Origin of the sequence: Jeongeupia wiesaeckerbachi, assembly GCF_050916355.1 — a bacterium.
Taxonomy (GTDB): Bacteria; Pseudomonadota; Gammaproteobacteria; order Burkholderiales; family Chitinibacteraceae; genus Jeongeupia; species Jeongeupia wiesaeckerbachi.
Map to the genome: position 1 here is coordinate 3,459,390 of NZ_CP136946.1, position 19,259 is coordinate 3,478,648.

Sequence of the window (19,259 nt, forward strand, 5' to 3'; positions counted from 1 at the left end):
CAATCAGAACTTGCTACGTGGCTTCGGCTTCGGCCCCGGCTTCTTGTTCTTGTCGTCATAGGGGTTCGTATTACGCTTGAACTGGACCCGCAGCGGCGTGCCCTGCAGCTTGAACACCTTCATAAAGCTGCGCTCCAGATAGCGCCAGTAAGAATCTGGCACTTGCTCAAGCGCGTTGCCATGCACAATCACCACCGGCGGATTGGAACCGCCCTGATGCGCATAGCGCATCTTCGGACGAATCTTGCCGGAAAGCGGTGGCTGCTGACGCTCGAGCATCATCTGCAATGCATTGGTCAGCTTCGGCGTCGGAATCTTGATCATCGCAGCGGTATAAGCCTGGTCGATCGACTTGAACAGCTCGCCCACACCCTGCCCGCCCAGCGCCGAAATGTAGTGGAACTTGGCGAAGTCGAGGAAGGACAGCTTGCGATCAATCTCGCGCTTGATCCGGTCGCGTTGCTCGGTATTCGCGGCTTCCCACTTATTGACCGCTACCACCAGCGCGCGGCCGGTTTCCATCACAAAGCTGGCCACGCGCGCGTCCTGGTCGGACACTTCCTGGGTTGCATCAAGCACCAGCACCGCGACGTTGGCATCTTCGATGGCCTGCATGGTCTTGATGACGGAGAACTTCTCGATCATCTCGGTGACCTTGCCGCGCTTGCGCACGCCAGCGGTGTCGATGATGGTGTACGGCGAACCGCTGCGCTCGAAGTCGATGTAGACCGAATCACGCGTCGTGCCCGGCTCGTCGAACGCGATCACGCGCTCCTCGCCGAGCACCGCATTGACCAGCGTGCTCTTGCCGACGTTCGGACGGCCCACGACGGCAAACTTCGGGTGTTTCGCTTCTTCTTCATCGACCGGCACTTCGAAACCGTCGAGGATTTCGTTGATCAGGTCGCGCACGCCTTCGCCATGGCTGCCGGAGATAGCGACGGGCTCACCCAAGCCAAGCTCGTAGAAATCCGCCGTAACCACGGCGCGTTGCATGCCTTCGACCTTGTTGACCGCAACCCAGACCGGGCGATCGATCTGACGCAGCCGCTGGGCGATGATCTTGTCCTGCGGCGTGATGCCGACACGACCATCGACGATGAAGACAATGGCATCGGCCTCGTCAACGGCTTGCAGCGTCTGCCGCGCCATTTCGAACATGATGCCTTCGTCGACGACCGGCTCGAAACCACCGGTATCAACGACAAAGTACGGCTTCTCACCGACGCGCCCGTGACCGTAATGGCGGTCGCGGGTCAGACCCGGCTGATCGGCGACGAGCGCATCGCGCGTCTTGGTCAGTCGGTTGAAGAGCGTGGACTTGCCTACATTCGGCCGGCCCACGAGGGCAATCGTCGGTTTCATTGATATGTTCTTACGGTCTATTTCACAGTCAGCGCAAAAACGTCACCGCTTTGCGACTGCACGATCAGTTTGTTATCGAATACGACCGGTTCGGCCGCAATGCGCGTGCCGTCGGTCGCCAATTGGCCGACCAGGCTGCCGTCGTCAGACTTGAGCAGATGGACATAGCCCTCGTAATCGGCCACAGCCACATAGTCGCCGAGCATCGTCGGTGTGCCGACCGAGCGCGCGACCAGTTTGTCCTGCTTCCACAGGCTGCGACCGCTGTTGCGGTCATAGCCAAGTACATTGCCGTCGGCATCGGTCACGGCAAGGACGCGGCTATTGCCGGCGACGCCGGCGTAGCTCGAGACTTCCCGCGACCAGACCGGCGAACCGTTCAACACGTTGAAGCACGATACCCGGCCTTGATAGGCGGCGGCACACACCATATTGCCGTTGACCTCGGGCGACGAGACCACGTCGGCGATCCGCTCGAGTTCGGTGGCGCCCTTGGGCATCGCCACCGGGCTATCCCACAGCACACGGCCATCCTGAGCACCGAGTGCAACCATCCGCCCGCCTGCCAGACCGGCCAGCGCAATGCCGCCACGCAAGGTCATCGGCGCATAGTTGCGCAGAATCAGCGCCGGCATCTGGCGCTGAAACTGCCACTTGAGCGCGCCATCAACCGCGGACAGGCCACTGATTTTGCCGTCGACCGTCCGCACCAAGACGATGCCGTCGGCGATGGCCGGCGGCGACACGATTTCGCTGCTCAGCTGCGCGTGCCACAGTGCCTTGCCGTCGTAGCTATAGGTAAAGACTTCGCCCTTGAGCGTGCCGACCGCGATCAAGCCCTCGCCCGCACCGACACCGCCCGCGATCGGCTTGTCGAGCTCGATCTGCCATTGGCTTGCGCCGCTGGCCAGCGACAGCGCGGTCAGCCGGTCCGGCGCGCCAGCCACGACGAGCCGGTCACCGGCCTGCGCCGGCAGAAAACGGAAGTTGGTCTCACCACCGACCGAGGTATGCCACGCCTGGCTCAAACCGGCCTTATTTTCGACGACCGGCAGCGGCGACGGCGTCGGCGCGTTGCTGATCGAGCCGCAGGCAGCCAACAGCAGCGCCAGCGGTGCCGCGACCAACAACTTAGACTTCATTCGCATCTCAATCTTTTCCCAGCGCTTCGAGTTTGACTTCGACGAACTTCAGATTCGGTGCGTCCTTGGGCAACTTCGATTGCGCATCGCGGTAGGCATCACGCGCACCGGCCTTGTCACCCTTTTCCACCAGCACATCACCACGGACCTCGGCGAACAAGGCGGTGAACGCGTCGTCCTCGCGCGTCTGCAGCGTCGCCAGCGCAGCGTCGAACTGACCCGCATCGAGCTGCAATGCAGCCAAGCGCAGCCGTGCGACATCACGCAGCGGCGCTTCCTTGGCATTGGCAATTGCCCATTTCAGCTGGGTTTCGGCATCAGCCGGCTTGCTGGCGTTGACATCGGCCTTGGCCGCCAGCAGCGATGCGCGTGCCGCGTAAGCGGTCGAGCCATATTTCTGCTCGATCGATTTGGTGGTCTCGGCGAGCTTGGCCGGATCGTTCAGCAACTGCGTCTCGGCCTGACCGTACAACTCGCCAGCGTCACGCGACTGCGATGCCTGATGGCTTTGCCACCCTGCCCAGCCGCCCCAAGCCGCCAGCCCGGCGATCAGTGCGCCAGCCAGCCATTTGCCCCAGTCGTTCCACCAGGCCTTGAATTCGGCAATCTGTTCTTGTTCTTGCAGGTCAAACGCCATTGCTGTCCCCGTGCGATCTCAATCGTTTATTGAATGTCGTGAATGTCGGCGATTATGCCGCAGCGCTCAGGCGCGCGACCAGTTCGTTCTGCGGTACGACCTGCTGCTCGCCGCCGGACTCACCGGTCAGGCGCTTGAGATTGGCCGTTGCCGCTGCCGCTTCCTCGTCGCCGATCACCACCGCGAAACGCGCGCCGCTGGCATCGGCCTTCTTGAACTGCGATTTGAAGCTACCGCCGCCGGCATGCAGTACCACTTTCAGACCGGCCTCGCGCAGCTCCCGCGCAACCCGGAACGCAGCCTGACTGGCAGCATCGCCGCTGTGCACCAGATAGACGTCCGGCACCGCACGCGGCGTTTCCACACCCTGGGTTTCAAGCAGCAGGATCAAGCGCTCGATGCCCATGGCAAAACCGACCGCCGGACAAGGTTTCCCGCCCAGTTGTTCGACCAGGCCGTCATAACGGCCACCGGCTGCCACCGTTGCCTGGGCGCCGAGCTGATCGGTCGTCCACTCGAACACCGAGCGGTTGTAGTAATCGAGTCCACGTACCAGACGATGGTTCAGCGTATAGCTGAGGCCGGCGTCTTCGAGCAGACGGCACAGGCCGGCAAAATGCGCACGTGATTCGTCGCCCAGAAACTCGCTCAGTTTCGGCGCATGCTCGGCCATTTCCTGCAGCGCCGGATTCTTGGTATCGAGCACGCGCAGCGGGTTGGTGTACAGCCGACGCTTGCCATCTTCGTCGAGGATGTCGACGTGTTGCTCCAGATAGGCAATCAGCGCCTGGCGATGCGCAGCGCGCTCGGCCGAATCACCGAGCGTATTCAGCTCGAGTTTCAGCCCGGTCAGGCCGAGCCGGCGCCACAAATCGGCGAGCATCACGATCATCTCGGCGTCGACATCGGGACCATTGAAACCGAACGCTTCGACACCGACCTGATGGAACTGGCGATAGCGGCCCTTTTGCGGCCGCTCGTGGCGGAACATCGGCCCGGTGTACCACAGACGCTGGGTCTGGTTGTACAGCAGACCGTGCTCAATGCAGGCGCGCACGCAACCAGCGGTCCCCTCGGGGCGCAGCACCAGCTGTTCGCCGTTGAGGCTATCCTCGAACGCATACATCTCTTTCTCAACGATGTCGGTATGCTCGCCGACCCCGCGCACGAACAGCTGCGTCGCTTCGACGATCGGCGTGCGGATCTGGTTGTAACCATAGGTGGCAAGCCAGTCGCGCACCACGGCGTCAAAATACTGCCAGCGAGCACCTTCCTGCGGCAGGATGTCGTTCATGCCGCGAATGCCTTGAATCGTTTGTGCCATAGCGTTATCGGATCGGTTGAAGCGGGATGGTTTTGGCGGTCGCAACGGCACGGCGCTTCACGCCACCGTCGCCATAATTGCTGACCACATAATGTTCGACGATGGCCTGGAACTCCTCGGCCACCTGTTCGCCCTTGAGCGTGACGGTCTTTTCGCCGTCGACGTAGACCGGACAGACCGGGACTTCGCCAGTGCCGGGCAGGCTGATGCCGATGTCGGCCAGCTTGGATTCGCCCGGACCGTTGACGACACAGCCCATTACGGCGACCTTCATGTCCTCGACACCGGGATAGGCTTCCCGCCACACCGGCATCTGCTCACGCAGGAAGGACTGGATTTTCTGCGCCAGTTCCTGGAACACCGTCGAGGTGGTGCGGCCACAGCCCGGGCAGGCCGTCACCAGTGGCGTAAAGGCGCGCAAACCCATCGTCTGCAGCAGTTCCTGCGCGACGATGACTTCCTTGGTGCGGTCGCCACCCGGTTCCGGTGTCAGCGAAATACGGATCGTGTCGCCAATGCCTTCCTGCAGCAGCACGGCCAGCGCCGCGCTCGACGCAACGATGCCCTTGCTGCCCATGCCGGCCTCGGTCAGACCGAGGTGGAGCGGGTAATCGCAACGGCCACCGAGATCGCGGTACACGGCAATCAGGTCCTGCACATGCGAGACCTTGCACGACAGAATGATCTGATCCGGGCTCAGGCCCCAAGCGATGGCCTGTTCGGCCGACTCAAGCGCCGAACGAATCAGCGCCTCGCGCATGATGGCCTCGACCGACAACGGCACCGCGCGCTTGGCGTTCTCGTCCATCAAGCGCGTGGCCATACTCTGGTCAAGCGAGCCCCAGTTAACGCCGATGCGCACGGCTTTTTGGTGCTCGACCGCCTTCTCGACCATGAAGGCAAACTTCTCGTCGCGCTTGCTGCCCTTGCCGACGTTGCCCGGGTTGATCCGGTACTTGGCCAGCGCTTCGGCACAGTCGGGGTAATCGCGCAGCAGCCGGTCACCGTTGAAGTGGAAGTCGCCCACCAGCGGCACTTTACAACCCCAGTTTTCCAGCTTGGTCTTGATATTACCGACCTGCGCCGCGGCTTCCGGGCTGTTGACCGTAATACGGACAACCTCCGAGCCGGCGCGCCACAGTTCAAAAATCTGCCGCGCCGTGCCTTCGGCATCGGCGGTGTCGGTATTGGTCATCGACTGCACGACGACCGGATGTTCGCTGCCGACCATCACATGGCCGACGCGAACCTGGCGGGTCGCCCGGCGGGGAATCAGGATATCGCTCATCGGGACTTACTTGAGTTCCAGCGTCGCCACGTCGGACCGGCTGTACTGCGCCAGATCCACACGCTGGCCGCGCAGATAAAGTTGGGTTTTCGGTGCGTTGCCTATCTTGATCCGATACGGTGCAACGCCACCGAGCGTGCGCTCATCACCGGCCTTGAGCACCTCCGAAATCAGCTTGTTGCCGCCGGCGTCGACCACCTGGATCCACGAATCCTGCTCGACCACGAGGCGCAACTCGCCGTTGCCAATCACAGCCGTTGCCGAAGCAACCGCACTTGCCGGCGTCGTATTCGTTGCGACGACGGCAGGTGCCGAGGCCACTTCACTGGCGACTTCGCTCGCGATGACGAATGACGCAATCACTTCAACCGGTGCCGACGCCTCCGGCAAGGTCAGCGTCGCGGTCGAGACATTCAGCTCGGGCGCAGCCGGTTGCTGCAGATACCAGAACACGCCACCGGCACCAATGATCAAACCGGCAATGACCACTAAGGCCAGCTGCAGCGGCCGCCCGCGGCCACTGCTGCCGCCACCGACATTGAACGTCGCCTCTTCGGTCAGATGCGGCAACGATGCCTGCTCGCGCTCGACCGGCAGCTCGATAGTCAACTGCGCCACCAGCGGCTCGGGGTCGAGCTGCAGCAAACGGGCATAGTTGCGCACGAAACCGCGGGCAAACGTATTGCCGGGCAGGTCGCCAAAGCGATCTTCCTCGATCGCAGCAACCTGACCACGGGTCAGCTTGAGCTGATGCACGACGTCGTCGATCGAAAGACCGAGCGATTCGCGCTGCTGACGCAATTGCACGCCGACACCGGCCTGCGGCGTCGCGGGAGTTTCGGAAAGGGGTTGAATCGACTCGTCTGTCATCACGTCTTATATATGATTTTGGCCAGGTTATTCGTATTGGCCGGCGGCCAGCTTGGCCGTTTCCAGCGAATCAGGGTACTGCTTGCGCAGCTCTTGCGCATAGCGGTTGACGCTGTCGCTCTCGCCAAGTCCGCGTGCGATGCGAAGATTCAACCACGCCATCGCCGGGCCGGGCGACGTGACCTTTTGCAAGGTCAGCGCATAACGCTTTGCCGACACGAAGTTTTTCGACTTGATGCTCAGTTCGGCAAGCTGGTAATTGGCCGGCGCAAAGTTAGGCCGATACTGAAGCGCGCGCTCGAAATAACGCTTGGCCGTCTCGGCGTCGTTATTCTTTTGCGCGCACTGACCGGCATTCAGCGCGGTCTTTTCAGGCGTGGCATAGAGCGGATTACCCAGCGCCCGCTCATAGTAGCCGATGCCTTCCTGCATCTGGCCGTGTTCACACAGGAACCAGCCATAGTTGTGATTGGCATCAGAATCATCCGGCGACAACCTCAGCGCCTCCTGAAAATTCCGCTTCGCCTTGTCGTCATCCTTGAGCTCGGCGTAGATCAAACCGAGCATCGTGTAGGCCGGTGAATACTTGCCGTCCGCCTCCAGCGCCTTGGTGGCCTCGTCGATCGCCACGGCATAACGTCCAAGCCGGAAATACTCGGCAGCCAGCTGGGTGCGCACGTCGGCGCGACGATCCGGCGACGCCCCCCCTTGCGCAGCAGCCAAGGCTGCGCCGCTCGTGAACAGGATTGCAAACAGCAGTACGAACGGACGCAGACTCATTGATTCCTCGTTTACGGTCGGAACGTGATTGGCCGGACTTCCGCCGCGTGCTTTTCCGCACGACGGGTTTTGTCCTTGACCTGACCGGCCAACTGGCCACAGGCGGCGTCGATATCATCGCCGCGGGTCTTGCGCACGGTCACGATGTAACCGGCGTCGATCACGATATCCCGGAACGCGAGGATAGCATCCCGGCCCGATCGCTTGTAGTCCGCACCCGGGAACGGGTTCCAAGGGATCAGGTTGATCTTGCACGGCACGTCGCGCAGCAGCACAGCCAGCTGGCGCGCATGCTCGGGCTGATCGTTGACACCGGCAAGCATCACGTATTCGAAGGTAATGAAATCGCGCGGCGCCTTTTCCAGATAGCGGTTGCAGGCGGCCAGCAACTCTTTCAGCGGGTATTTCTTGTTGATCGGCACGATTTCATCGCGGATCGCATCATTCGGCGCATGCAGACTGACGGCCAGTGCAACCGGACAAGCATCACGTAGCCGATCCATCGCCGGCACCAGACCCGACGTCGACAGTGTGACGCGCCGACGCGACAGCCCGTAGGCGTTGTCGTCGAGCATCAGCCGCAAGGCGGCAACGACGTTGTCGAAGTTGGCCAGCGGTTCGCCCATGCCCATCATCACGACGTTGGACACGACACGGCCACCTTCTTCCAACGGCGCACCGATACGCGCCTGCTCGGCCGAAAGGCGATTGTTCGCCCACCACAGCTGGCCGATGATTTCACCGGTACTGAGGTTGCGGTTGAAGCCTTGCTTGGCGGTCGAGCAGAAACCGCAATCGAGCGCACAGCCGACCTGGCTGGACACGCACAAGGTACCGCGGTCGTCCTCGGGGATGAACACGGTTTCGATACCGTTGCCGGTACCGACGTCGAGCAACCATTTGGCGGTGCCATCCGTGGCGATCTGCTCGGCGAGCAGACCGGGGATTGTCACCGCCGCATCGGCAGCGAGCTTGCTGCGGAACGACTTGGCGATATCGGTCATCTGATCGAAATCCGCCACGCCGCGCTGGTGGACCCACTTGAGCAACTGTTTGGCGCGGAACGGCTTCTCGCCGTACTTGACCATCAGTTCGGCAAGCGCTTGCGCATCGTAATCGAGCAGATTGACCGACATTTCAGTAGTCCTTAGCGGCCGTACACTTCGCTGGCAGCGAAGAAGTAGGCGATTTCGATGGCGGCATTTTCAGCCGAATCGGAACCGTGCACAGCGTTGGCATCGATCGAATCGGCGAAATCGGCGCGAATGGTGCCCTTGTCGGCTTCTTTCGGGTTGGTTGCACCCATCAGTTCACGGTTCTTCAGCACGGCGCCCTCGCCTTCGAGCGCCTGGATCATCACCGGACCCGACACCATGAAGTCGACCAGCGCAGCAAAGAACGGACGATCTTTGTGCACGGCGTAGAAGCCTTCGGCTTCGGCGCGCGACAGATGCTTCATCTTGGCGGCAACAACCTTGAGGCCGGCCGATTCGAAACGATCGTAGATCTTGCCGATCACGTTCTTGCCAACTGCGTCGGGCTTCACGATCGACAGGGTGCGTTCAATAGCCATGGGACAAACTCCGGTGGTTTCGTTTAAGAGACAAATGAATTTTGGTCTGGTTTACATTGCGGGCCGAAATCGGCTAGCCTCGAAGGGACTACACCGTCTCCGGCCGTAATCTGCGGCAGGACAGCCAAGTATTATAACAAAATCAAGCCGTTTGGCTTGCACTGCCTTGCCGACCATGCGCGATACGCCCGAGCGGGACGCCGACAGCGGCACCTCCGCCGACCCCATAGCCGAACAACGCTCGCGACAGAAGCTGCACACACAGCTGTACTGGCGCCTCGGCGTCGCCATCGTATTGATCGGCATCGTGATCGGTGCGCTGCGCCTGCTCGATCGCCCCAAACCGGTCGCGCCGGCACCGCAAATTGCGACGCCCAGCCCGATCGCCAGCGCACCGTCGGTCGAGACCGAACCGACACCCGCACCGGAACCTCAACCAACCGAAGCCCCCGAAACACCCACCGCCGCGCCACCGACCAGCGCAGCGCCACGGGCGCCGACGACGGCCATGCCGCCGGCACAACATGCCGAACAGCCCGCAACCACGTCGACGCCGGCCACCCAAGCCCCGAGGGCATCGGCGACCAAAGCAACCACGACGCAAGCCACAAGCCAGCAGGACACCCCAGGCCTTGCCGCAACCGCACCGACCATCGCCCAGCACGCCAACGGCTATACGGTGCAGGCCGGCGTTTTTCTGCATTCGGATAACGCCGAGAAGCTACTGCGCAAGCTGCAGGCTGCCGGGGTGCCGGCTTACCTGGAAACCCGGGTGCAGATTGGCCCGTTCAAGACACGCGCCGAGGCGGATACTGCGGCGCGGAAACTGCGCCAGCTCGGCATTGCACCTGTCATTGCTCCCGCACTAAACCAGGACTAGCCCCCTCCACCAGAGGCCAGACTCGACAATCGAATCCGGCCCGCACCTCAAGCCAGCCAGGCAGGCAACTGAGCCAGCAGCGCCTGACGCTCCTTGGTCGCCACCCCCAGCAGCGCAAAACCAAGCAGGCTGCCGTCGGCGGCAATGCAACGCGCAATCAATCCACCCTCAACGGCCTCGATACACCACTCCCCCTCACCGGTCAGCGGCGGTGCGACCACCGTCGGGCACGACGGCGTTTTCACCAGCACCGGCATGGCCGGGTAGCGCACCGGCGTTGCAGTCCCGGCCAGCGTCACGGCCAGCGCACGCGCCTGCTGCATGATCGGCATCACGAAGGGCAGATTCAGGCCGGCGACTTCGGCACAATCCCCGAGCGCATACACATGCGGCGCCGACGCCTGCAACGACGCGGCAACAACGATGCCACGCGCCACCGCCAGCCCCGCAGCGTCGGCCAGCGCCGTGCGCGGGCGCAGGCCGACCGCCGACAGCACCAGATCAGCCGCGACACGCACACCATTGTCGAGCACCACGTCATAGCCGGCACCGACGCGCTCTACCCGCTGTGCGCTGTCGCCACAACGGAATTCCACTCCGGCCTCGGTGAGTTTTTCCGCAAGCAGCGCCCCCGCCTGCGGCGGCAACAGCCGCGACAACGGCGTTGCCGCCGGATCGATTACGGTCGGCAAGATTTCCCGCGCCAGCAAGTCATTGGCAAACTCGCAGCCAATCAGGCCGCCCCCCAGAATAACCATGCGCTTGGCGCCATCAAGCCGCTCGGAAAAACGCGCGTAGTCGCCGAGATCGTTGACCGACAGCACATCGTCCGCGCCATCACCCAGCAAGGGCAAACGCACCGGATCGGCACCCAGTGCAAGCACCAGATCGCGATAAGCCAGCACTTCGCCAGCGGCAAGCGTCACGGTACGCGCGACCGTGTTGATGGCGACCACTTCGGTATTCGCCAAGATCGTGGCTTTGAGCTCCTCGGCCATTTTGGCTGCCGACTTCATCACCAGCGTGGCCGCGGTTTTCTTGCTCGCCAGTGCATTCGACAGCATCGGCTTGGAATAAAAATCGGCGGCATCGCGCGCAACGATGACCAACTCGGTTTCGGCATCGAGCTTGCGCCATTCACGCGCCAAGTTATAAGCAGCCAGGCCGGCACCGACGATCACAATAGGGGCAGTCATTTCAACTCCAGACAAGAAAAGGCCGAACGCCACGGCGTCCGGCCTTTGATGATTTCAACGGACTCAGCGGATTTCCGGCTCGGACAACAAGGTCACGGCCGGCAGATCACAGGCCAGCACCGCCTGGCGAACCGCCTCGATCGCCGCAGCGCGCGGGAAGTTCTTGCGCCAAGCAAGCACGACGCGCCGGGTCGGCACCGGCTCGCTGAACGGACGAATCGTCAGCAAGGCATCGTCCGCACTCGACACCGACGTCGCCGGCAGCACGGTTACGCCAATGCCGCCGGCGACCATGTGGCGAATCGTCGTCAGCGATGACCCCTGCAAGGTCCGCTGCAGACTGCCGGCCGGCAGGCTTTCCCGATTCAGGTCCGGGCACGTTTGCAGCACGTGGTCGCGGAAGCAATTGCCGGGCGACAACAGCAACACGTTTTCCTCGGCCAGTTGATCTGAATCGATCGTTGCCAACGCCTCCCACGGATGACCTTTGGGCGTTGCAACGACGAAGGGTTCGTCGTACACCGGCAGCGTGGCAATGCCGGCCTCGTGGAAGGGCTCGGCCACGATCGCAACGTCGATCTCGCCCTGCTTGAGCATCTCGGCCAGCCGGCTGGTGTAGTTCTCTTCCAGCAGGATCTGCATCTGCGGCGCACGTTCGCGCAGATCCGGAATCAGATGCGGCAACAGATAGGGACTGATTGTATAGATGATGCCGAGCCGCAGCGGCCCGGCCAGCGGATCCTTGCCCTGCTCGGCGAGCTGCTTGATCACCTGCACTTCTTCGAGCACGCGCTGCGCTTGCTCGACGATGCGCTCGCCGTTCGGCGTCAGCGTCACCTCACCGGCCGCGCGCTCGAACAGCGTCACACCCAGCTCGTCCTCGAGCTTTTTCACCGCGACAGACAGGGTCGGTTGCGACACAAAGCAGCTCGCTGCGGCACGGCCGAAATGGCGCTCGCGCGCCACCGCGACGATGTAGCGAAATTCGGTCAGTGTCATCGCCAGCGCCTCCTGCCGATTTCGGCACAGCGCGCCGAACACAGGCCGATGGTCACGGCAATCAGTCCCAGACAGGTCAGCAGCACCCACGCCGGCATCGTCACGCCGAGGAGCTTGAAATCAACCGCCGAGCAATCGCCGACCGGGCGGATCAACGTACCGACCCAAGCCGGCATCTGGTTCAGATCGATCGGAAACGGCAAGCTGGCCGCGCAGACCACACTGGGGTCCACCGGGCCGTACTGCAGGCGCAGATTCCAGATCGCCGCCAGGGCTCCGGCCGATGCGGCCAGAATAATCAGTCCGCCAACCAGCTTCACCCCGCGCCTGCTGTCCGGGCACCAAACCGCAGCCAGCAAGGCCAGCAAGCCGACGACGATGATCGCCAGCCGTTGGTAAACGCACATCAGGCACGGCATCACCCAGTGATAGATCTGGTGGTACAGCGCGAAACCGATCATCCCCGCGCAGGCGAGGAAAATCAGCAGAAATCCCGTGCGCCAATAGCGCATCGCCAAGCTCATAGTCGTTACTCCATCCCGATTGTTTTTATCAATCGGGAGCGATTGTAACCTGCACGGCTTACGCTGCGTCACTCCTCCGGTATTGATTGTCGGTGTTGTAATCACACTCGCCGCAAGCTGGCGCTTTCGGTATAATCTGCTTTTGCGTGCAAAGGATTTCGACCACCATGCGCATCGTTCAGAAAGCTCTCACTTTCGACGACGTCCTCCTCGTCCCGGCCCACTCCACCGTGATGCCGCGCGATGTCAGTCTCTCGACCCAGCTCACCCGCAACATCCGCCTGAATCTGCCACTGCTGTCCGCCGCCATGGACACCGTGACCGAGTCGCGCCTTGCCATTGCCATGGCACAGGAAGGTGGTATGGGTATCGTGCACAAGAACATGACGCCCAAAGCGCAGGCGTTCGAAGTTTCCAAGGTCAAGCGTTACGAATCGGGCATCGTCAAAGACCCGGTCACCGTGCGCCCGGACATGCTGGTCCGCGACGTCCTCGCGCTGACCCGCCAACACAAGATTTCCGGCCTGCCGGTGCTCGACGCACAGGGCCAGGTTGTCGGCATCGTCACCAACCGCGACATCCGTTTCGAATCGCGTCTGGACGTGCCGGTCAGCTCGATAATGACCCCGAAAGAGCGACTGATCACCGTCAAGGAAGGCGCCAGCATCGACGAAGCGCGCAACCTGATGCACGAACACCGCCTTGAGCGCGTGCTGGTCGTCGACGACAGCTTCAAACTCAAGGGCCTGATCACCGTCAAGGACATCATCAAGACCAGCGAACACCCGCTCGCCGCCAAGGACGAGCAGGGCCGCCTGCGTGTCGGCGCGGCCGTCGGCGTCGGCGAAGGCACTGACGAGCGCGTTGCCTTGCTGGCCGAAGCCGGCGTCGACGTCATTGTCGTCGACACCGCCCACGGCCACAGCCAGGGCGTGATCGACCGCGTACGCTGGGTCAAGCAGAATTTCCCGCACATCCAGGTCATCGGCGGCAACATCGCCACCGCCGCCGCCGCACTCGCACTGGTCGAAGCCGGCGCCGATGCGGTCAAGGTCGGTATCGGCCCGGGCTCGATCTGCACCACGCGTATCGTTGCCGGTGTCGGCGTCCCGCAAATTTCGGCCGTCGCCAACGTTGCCGAAGCGCTCGCCAAGCACGGCGTGCCGCTGATCGCCGACGGCGGTATCCGCTTTTCGGGTGATATTGCCAAGGCCATCGCCGCCGGCGCCAACTGCGTGATGCTCGGCGGCCTGTTCGCCGGCACCGAAGAGGCACCGGGCGATGTCGAGCTGTACCAGGGCCGCAGCTACAAGAGCTACCGCGGCATGGGCTCGCTCGGCGCCATGGCCGGCAGCAACGGTTCGTCCGACCGTTACTTCCAGGACAACGTCAACAACGCCGACAAGCTGGTCCCGGAAGGCATCGAAGGCCGCGTCCCGTACAAGGGCCCGCTGACCGCGATCGTGCACCAGTTGATGGGCGGCCTGCGCTCGTCGATGGGCTACCTCGGTTGCGCGACGATTGACGACGTTCACGCCAAGGCCGAATTCGTCGAAATCACCGCCTCGGGTATCCGTGAATCGCATGTGCACGATGTGCAGATCACCAAGGAAGCACCAAACTACCGGATGGAGTAAGGATTACCGTCCGAGGCGTTCCAAGCGGCTCCGGAAAATCCGTCAAACCCCGCACCGTTACTCGGTTGCGGGGTTTTTTAATGCCCCCGCACCGTCCGGGGGACACCAGCCCATCCAGCCCAAATGCCCCCTGTTTGTCAGTCCCCTGTTCTACGGGAAAAAGTAGGGGCAACCGACCAGCAATATCCGAAAGCAAAGTCCTATCGCCGTACCAGACGCTCAAACATAAAAAAGACGGCGCCCTAGGCGCCGTCTACGTGCTTCGATGCAAGCGCATCGGCCGACTTAGAAGTTCACCTCGGCGCTCACACGGAAGGTCCGCGGTGCCCCCTGGGTCAAGGTGCCCCAGTCGCCGCTGCTCAACCAGTATTTCTCGTTGGTGAGGTTGTCGATGTTCGCACGGAGGGTCATTACCGCGCCGCCCAGCTTGGTCTCGTAACGGCCACCGAGATCGAACAACTGGTAGCTACCGAGCGTGTGGATATTGCTCGCTTCCAGTTGGCGATCGCTCACATAGCTCGCGCCGCCGGTCAGGATCAGGCCGGCCAGTACCGGGACCCGGTATTCGGCCTGCAGGCTGCTACTGAACTTCGGCGTACCTGCAGCTTGCTTGCCGTCCACGAGCGGGTCATCGCTCTCGTTGCGGCTCTTGATCGCGACCACGCTGCCGATCAGCGCCCAGTCGCGTCCCAGCTCGACGCGACCACCGAGGTCGAGACCGGTAAAGTTGAGCGAGCCATCCTGCGTGAAGTAGTTGTCCGCGTTGACGTACTCCAGTGCACGTTCCGTGCGGAACACCGCAGCCTCAACCGACCAGCCGAGACCCAGTTTCTTCAGCCCAAGCTCGTACTGCTTGCTCTTCTTCGGTGCGAAGGTCTGCCCGGCGTTTTCCTGCTCCACGTCGGCCGTGCCGCCCTTCTCCAGCCCTTCCACATAGCTGAGGTAGTAGGAAATCGACGGATCCGGCTTCCAGATCGCCGCCAGGGTTGGCGTTACTGCGTTCTTTTCGTAGGTCGCATCCGGCGAGGTCTGGCGGAAGAAGTTCTGCCGCAGACCGATGATCGTGCTCCACTCCGGGCTCCACTGGATGGTGTCGCTCAGGAACACGCCCACGTTGCGGGTTTCCCAGATCGTGCCCATGTCTTTCATCAGCGGCAGATTCGGATCGGTGAATTCCTCGCGACCGGTGTAGAGGTTGCCGTTACCAAGCACTTCATCGAGCGCGGTGCCGGCGGTCCGCTTGACCTTCTGCAAGTCGGTACCGAAGGTCAGTTCGTGTTGGATCGAGCCGGTGCTCAGCTTGCCGTTGAACAGCAGGTTTGCCGAATCGCTCTTGTGTTCGCTGTACCACGAGTACAGGTCATCCGAGTAATTGCCCTCGGAATCTTCGACATAAAGGTAGCTGTCGTAGTTGGTACGCTTCATCAGCGCGGTCCGTGCGGCCACCCGCATGTTCCAGTTGTCGTTGATATCCCAGCGCACCTCGGTACCTACCGTCGAGAACGCGGTCTGATAGTAAGAGAAGTCCTGGGTCAGCAAGCGGTCGCCATCGATCGGCGACGGCATTGCGGCCTCGTCCGAGACCGCCATCATGAAGGCCGAGCCGTTCACCTTGCGCTTCTGATACAAGCCGTCGATGCTCCACGACAGGTTGTCCGTCAGCTTCACATCGAACGCACCCGATATCGAGTCACGTTTGATCGGCGTGTCCAGATAGGTATCACCGCCTTCATGCACCGCCGTCACGCGCACGCCGAAACGGTCGTCATCGCCGAAACGACGGCCCACATCGGCCGACAACTGATATTGGGATTCGGTGCCATAGCCGACTTCGACCGCCGTCACCGGCGTCTGTGTCGCACGCTTAAGCCGGTAGTTCGCGGTGCCGCCCGGCGCGCTAAAGCCATACATGAAACCGGACAAGCCCTTGAGCAGCTCGATTTGCGAGAAGTGTTCGACCGGCAGATCGCTCATCCACATCGCCGTATTCAGACCGTCGATCTTGATGCCGTTCAACGGGTCGAGCTGCAGGCCGCGGATCGTCACGAGGGTGGTTTCACCCGCGACGTTGTTGCTGGCTGCCTGGATGGCCGCGTCGTATTTGAACGCATCGGCCAGGTTGGTGGCCTGCTGATCTGCGATGTAATCGTCCGTTGTGACGCTGATCGAAAACGGCGTATCGAGCAGCGCTTTCTTGCCCAGGGCGCCGGTACTGGCATCCGGCGCCACATAGCCGGACAAGATGCCGTTTCCACCACGATCAGCAGTAACGGTCACCGTGGAGAGTTCCGCTGGCTTCGCGGTCTCTGTCTCTGCAGCGAATGCGGGCAGTGCAAACGCTGCCGACACAGAAACGGCGATGGCTCGCCGGTGAAACTTGAACGACATGATGCCCTCTTTTTTTGGCGTTAAATCTGGTCTGATGCAACGCAATCGCTGCCCCGATCGACCAAGCCGATCAGGATTACGATGCTAAATGAATAAGAAAATGCGAATCATTACATAAATTGAATGCAAATGACTCTCATGCAAAGCAAAATGTCAGGCGGTCACTTGTTTCGCAACAGATGCAGCAGCTTCAGGTGCATTCAGCCGGTCAGCCAGCAAGGACTCGGCAATTTCCTCGGAACGGATCGAAAGCACCGACAGCAAGGTATCGCTCAGGCCGTGGCTGTCTTCGCAACATCCTTGCAGGTAGATGCCGGGCAGGAAGTTCGGCTGCGTACGCAGCCGGTAGTCGCGATCCACCTCGTAGCCAGCAATCCACGGCGAAAGGCTTTCCAGCAAACGTTTATGGTCGTCACGGCGATAGCCGGTAGCGAGCACGACGGCATCGAAGTCGTGATGTTCGACCTTGCCGTTCACGCGATCTCGCAAGGCCAGCTCGACCCCTGCATCGCGCAAGGCAACGGCGCTGACTTCGCGGCTGCACAGCAACTGGTGCGTTTCAACGCCTTTGACGCGCTGCATATACATCAGCTGATAGATCGACTCGATCAGATCGAGATCAACGACCGAATAGTTGGTGTTGCGGTAACGCTCCAGCATGCCGGCACGGCAGGCCTTGGGTTTCTGATAGATCAGGTCGGTGAACTGCGGATTGAAGATCTCGTTGACGAAGGGACTGTCGTCGGACGGCTTCAACGTCTCGCCGCGCGTGATCAGCGCCACCTCGACGCCGCGGCCGACCAGATCCATGAATACCTCAGCGGCGCTTTGCCCACCGCCGACGACGGCGATGCGCCGCGGCGGCTTGTCGCTCGCCATCAGCTTGCCCAGCTGTTCGAGATAACACGACGAGTGGATCACCCGCGCATCACGCACGCCTTCGAACGCTTCGGGCACGCTCGGCACACCGCCTACCCCCAGCACCAGCTTCCGGGTCAAACGGATTTCCTCGCTACCGTCGGCGCGGCGCGACAGCACTTTCAGCTTGGTCACCGTCTCGCCTTCTTTCACCGGCTCGACGCCGATCACCTCTTCGCCGTAGCGGCAGCGGTCGTCGAACTGCGCCGCAACCCAGCGCAGGTAGTCGTTGTACTCGACGCGCGCCGGGAAAAAGGTTTTCAGGTTGATGAATTCCTTCAGCCTGTCCTTCTCGTGCAGGTAATTGATGAAGGTAAAGCGGCTGGTGGGATTGCGCAGCGTCACCAAGTCCTTCAGAAAGGAAATCTGCATATCGCTGCCTTCGAGCAGCATGCTGCCGTGCCAGACGAACTCAGGCTTTTTCTCAATGAAGCAATAATCGACTCCCGCCTTATGAAAGCGGGCTTGTTCTTCCATGACCACGGCGATGGCCAGATTGGAAGGGCCGAAACCCACGCCGATAAAGTCGTGTTCGACAGCCGGAATACTCATGTTCAACCTCTTGCCGTATTGAGGAATGGGCGGACGCAAGCGGGCAATGACCGCGCAGCCGCAATTTCGCGATGGATACACACAGTGACGAATGACCGCCGCATTTATTTAGCAGGAAACGGTGATGCCGTTCCCGTCAACCAGGTACCCGTTGCAAATACTTCGCGCTCCAGCGTCATCAACGCCGCGCGCTTGTGCGGAAAATCGAACTGTTTCCGGTATGCGAAACCGTAGCGTTGCAGGTAGCCGATCATGCGTTCGTTGTCGGCGCGCGGCTCGCACACCACCACTTGCGTGCGCACATCGTCGAGAAACAGGTAATGCAGCAAGGAAGGCAACCAGGCTGCGACGATATGCGCACCGCGCACCGCGTCCTCGCCCACCAGCATGTGGATGCCGCGGTCGTAGTCGCCCACGTCGTAGAACGGCGCGATGCGGTCCTCCTTGGCCCAGTACGCCTCGAAGTAGGCGAACGGCTCGCCGTCCAGGCTGGCAATCAGCGGATGGTTGCGCGGATCGGCCAGTGCGCCGACGATGAAGGCCCGATGCTTGTCGAGGTCGCCGTCCTCTCCCCAGAACTTCGCCACGCGCGGATTGTTCATCCAGCGATGCAGGCGCTCCAGATCCAGCTCGGCATTCAGCGTGCGCAGCGAGAAGGTTTTGCCGAGCGCCGGGATGAAGCGCTGATAGACCGTGTCCTCATTGCGTGGCGGGCGCTGCGGATGGCGGCGGCCGTTGCTCAGCGTGTAGGCCAGTGGGTAAGCCGAGCTGGGTTCGCCGATCAGCCACAGGTCCGCTTGCTGCAGAAACAGCTCGCGCGAACAGATGGCGCTCGTATCCTCGCCGCGCCTGCCGATGCCGCTTCGCAGCAGCGCAGCCAGCGCCTGCGGGGCCTCGGAAAAATCGACCGATAGCTGCTGAATCTGCAGATCGGCGGTAAAGACCAGATGCAGCGCGCCAAGCAATGCCCAGCGCAGCGGCCTGGCGTCCTGGTTCTCTAGTCTTTGCAATACGGCGACCAGCGCCTTTGGACTGCGTTCACGCAGCGCAAGGCGCAGCACCACATGCCCATCGAGGTTCACCTGCAACAGGTCGTCCTGCAAGGTGGCCTGAATGCGCGGGCCTTGCTTCGGTTCCAGCGTGAACGTTGTCGGCTGGGTCAACAGTGCTTCTTTCATGCGTACCT

Annotated in this window: 17 protein-coding genes; 2 read left to right on the forward strand and 15 right to left on the reverse strand. The window is 61.8% G+C overall.

Annotation, left to right across the window (positions count from 1 at the left end):
- Positions 1 to 3: 3 nt before the first annotated feature.
- From der to ndk, 9 genes are all read right to left on the reverse strand, one after another.
- Positions 4 to 1,365, reverse strand: coding sequence for a ribosome biogenesis GTPase Der (der, locus tag R0382_RS16715; RefSeq protein ID WP_432721057.1), 1,362 nt, complete (start codon positions 1,363 to 1,365; stop codon positions 4 to 6).
- A gap of 17 nt (positions 1,366 to 1,382) precedes the next feature.
- A complete protein-coding gene (bamB, locus tag R0382_RS16720; RefSeq protein WP_432721059.1) occupies positions 1,383 to 2,507 on the reverse strand; it encodes an outer membrane protein assembly factor BamB in 1,125 nt (374 codons plus the stop codon).
- 7 nt (positions 2,508 to 2,514) lie between these two features.
- Positions 2,515 to 3,144 carry a YfgM family protein gene (locus R0382_RS16725; RefSeq protein WP_432721061.1) on the reverse strand — a complete coding sequence of 210 codons (630 nt, stop codon included), beginning with the start codon at positions 3,142 to 3,144 and terminating at the stop codon, positions 2,515 to 2,517.
- 52 nt (positions 3,145 to 3,196) lie between these two features.
- Positions 3,197 to 4,468: a histidine--tRNA ligase gene (gene hisS, locus R0382_RS16730; RefSeq protein WP_432721062.1), complete on the reverse strand. Its 1,272-nt coding sequence runs from the start codon at positions 4,466 to 4,468 to the stop codon at positions 3,197 to 3,199.
- 4 nt (positions 4,469 to 4,472) lie between these two features.
- Positions 4,473 to 5,756: a flavodoxin-dependent (E)-4-hydroxy-3-methylbut-2-enyl-diphosphate synthase gene (ispG, locus tag R0382_RS16735; RefSeq protein ID WP_432721063.1), complete on the reverse strand. Its 1,284-nt coding sequence runs from the start codon at positions 5,754 to 5,756 to the stop codon at positions 4,473 to 4,475.
- 6 nt (positions 5,757 to 5,762) lie between these two features.
- Positions 5,763 to 6,563 carry a helix-turn-helix domain-containing protein gene (locus R0382_RS16740; protein WP_432721064.1) on the reverse strand — a complete coding sequence of 267 codons (801 nt, stop codon included), beginning with the start codon at positions 6,561 to 6,563 and terminating at the stop codon, positions 5,763 to 5,765.
- Between the two features lie 90 nt (positions 6,564 to 6,653).
- Positions 6,654 to 7,406 (reverse strand): type IV pilus biogenesis/stability protein PilW, encoded by a 753-nt coding sequence (pilW, locus tag R0382_RS16745; protein WP_432721065.1) that lies wholly within the window; start codon positions 7,404 to 7,406, stop codon positions 6,654 to 6,656.
- 11 nt (positions 7,407 to 7,417) lie between these two features.
- The gene (gene rlmN / locus R0382_RS16750) at positions 7,418 to 8,542 is read right to left on the reverse strand and encodes a 23S rRNA (adenine(2503)-C(2))-methyltransferase RlmN (RefSeq protein ID WP_432721066.1); all 1,125 of its coding nucleotides are present in this window, start codon (positions 8,540 to 8,542) and stop codon (positions 7,418 to 7,420) included.
- A gap of 11 nt (positions 8,543 to 8,553) precedes the next feature.
- Positions 8,554 to 8,979, reverse strand: a complete 426-nt coding sequence (gene ndk, locus R0382_RS16755; RefSeq protein ID WP_432721067.1) for a nucleoside-diphosphate kinase — start codon at positions 8,977 to 8,979, stop codon at positions 8,554 to 8,556.
- Positions 8,980 to 9,154: 175 nt separating this feature from the next.
- On the opposite strand from ndk, the gene R0382_RS16760 reads away from it, so the two are divergent.
- Positions 9,155 to 9,859 carry an SPOR domain-containing protein gene (locus R0382_RS16760; RefSeq protein ID WP_432721068.1) on the forward strand — a complete coding sequence of 235 codons (705 nt, stop codon included), beginning with the start codon at positions 9,155 to 9,157 and terminating at the stop codon, positions 9,857 to 9,859.
- A gap of 47 nt (positions 9,860 to 9,906) precedes the next feature.
- Here R0382_RS16760 and R0382_RS16765 read toward each other — a convergent pair whose 3' ends face one another.
- From R0382_RS16765 to R0382_RS16775, 3 genes are all read right to left on the reverse strand, one after another.
- A complete protein-coding gene (locus R0382_RS16765) occupies positions 9,907 to 11,055 on the reverse strand; it encodes an NAD(P)/FAD-dependent oxidoreductase (protein WP_432721069.1) in 1,149 nt (382 codons plus the stop codon).
- Positions 11,056 to 11,118: 63 nt separating this feature from the next.
- Entirely contained in the window at positions 11,119 to 12,054 is a 936-nt protein-coding gene (locus R0382_RS16770; protein ID WP_432721070.1) for a LysR substrate-binding domain-containing protein, read from the reverse strand.
- Positions 12,051 to 12,578 (reverse strand): disulfide bond formation protein B, encoded by a 528-nt coding sequence (locus tag R0382_RS16775; RefSeq protein ID WP_432721071.1) that lies wholly within the window; start codon positions 12,576 to 12,578, stop codon positions 12,051 to 12,053. The genes R0382_RS16770 and R0382_RS16775 overlap by 4 nt, the downstream gene beginning before the upstream one ends.
- Before the next feature lie 167 nt (positions 12,579 to 12,745).
- Here R0382_RS16775 and guaB point away from each other — a divergent pair, with 167 nt between their 5' ends.
- Positions 12,746 to 14,215, forward strand: a complete 1,470-nt coding sequence (gene guaB, locus R0382_RS16780) for an IMP dehydrogenase (RefSeq protein ID WP_432721072.1) — start codon at positions 12,746 to 12,748, stop codon at positions 14,213 to 14,215.
- Positions 14,216 to 14,500: 285 nt separating this feature from the next.
- Here guaB and R0382_RS16785 read toward each other — a convergent pair whose 3' ends face one another.
- The 3 genes from R0382_RS16785 to R0382_RS16795 all read right to left on the reverse strand — a co-directional run bounded on the left by R0382_RS16785 (position 14,501) and on the right by R0382_RS16795 (position 19,251).
- Positions 14,501 to 16,492, reverse strand: coding sequence for a TonB-dependent siderophore receptor (locus R0382_RS16785; protein ID WP_432721074.1), 1,992 nt, complete (start codon positions 16,490 to 16,492; stop codon positions 14,501 to 14,503).
- Between the two features lie 264 nt (positions 16,493 to 16,756).
- Positions 16,757 to 18,073 (reverse strand): lysine N(6)-hydroxylase/L-ornithine N(5)-oxygenase family protein, encoded by a 1,317-nt coding sequence (locus R0382_RS16790; protein ID WP_432721075.1) that lies wholly within the window; start codon positions 18,071 to 18,073, stop codon positions 16,757 to 16,759.
- A gap of 104 nt (positions 18,074 to 18,177) precedes the next feature.
- Entirely contained in the window at positions 18,178 to 19,251 is a 1,074-nt protein-coding gene (locus R0382_RS16795) for a GNAT family N-acetyltransferase (RefSeq protein WP_432721076.1), read from the reverse strand.
- Positions 19,252 to 19,259 lie beyond the last annotated feature (8 nt).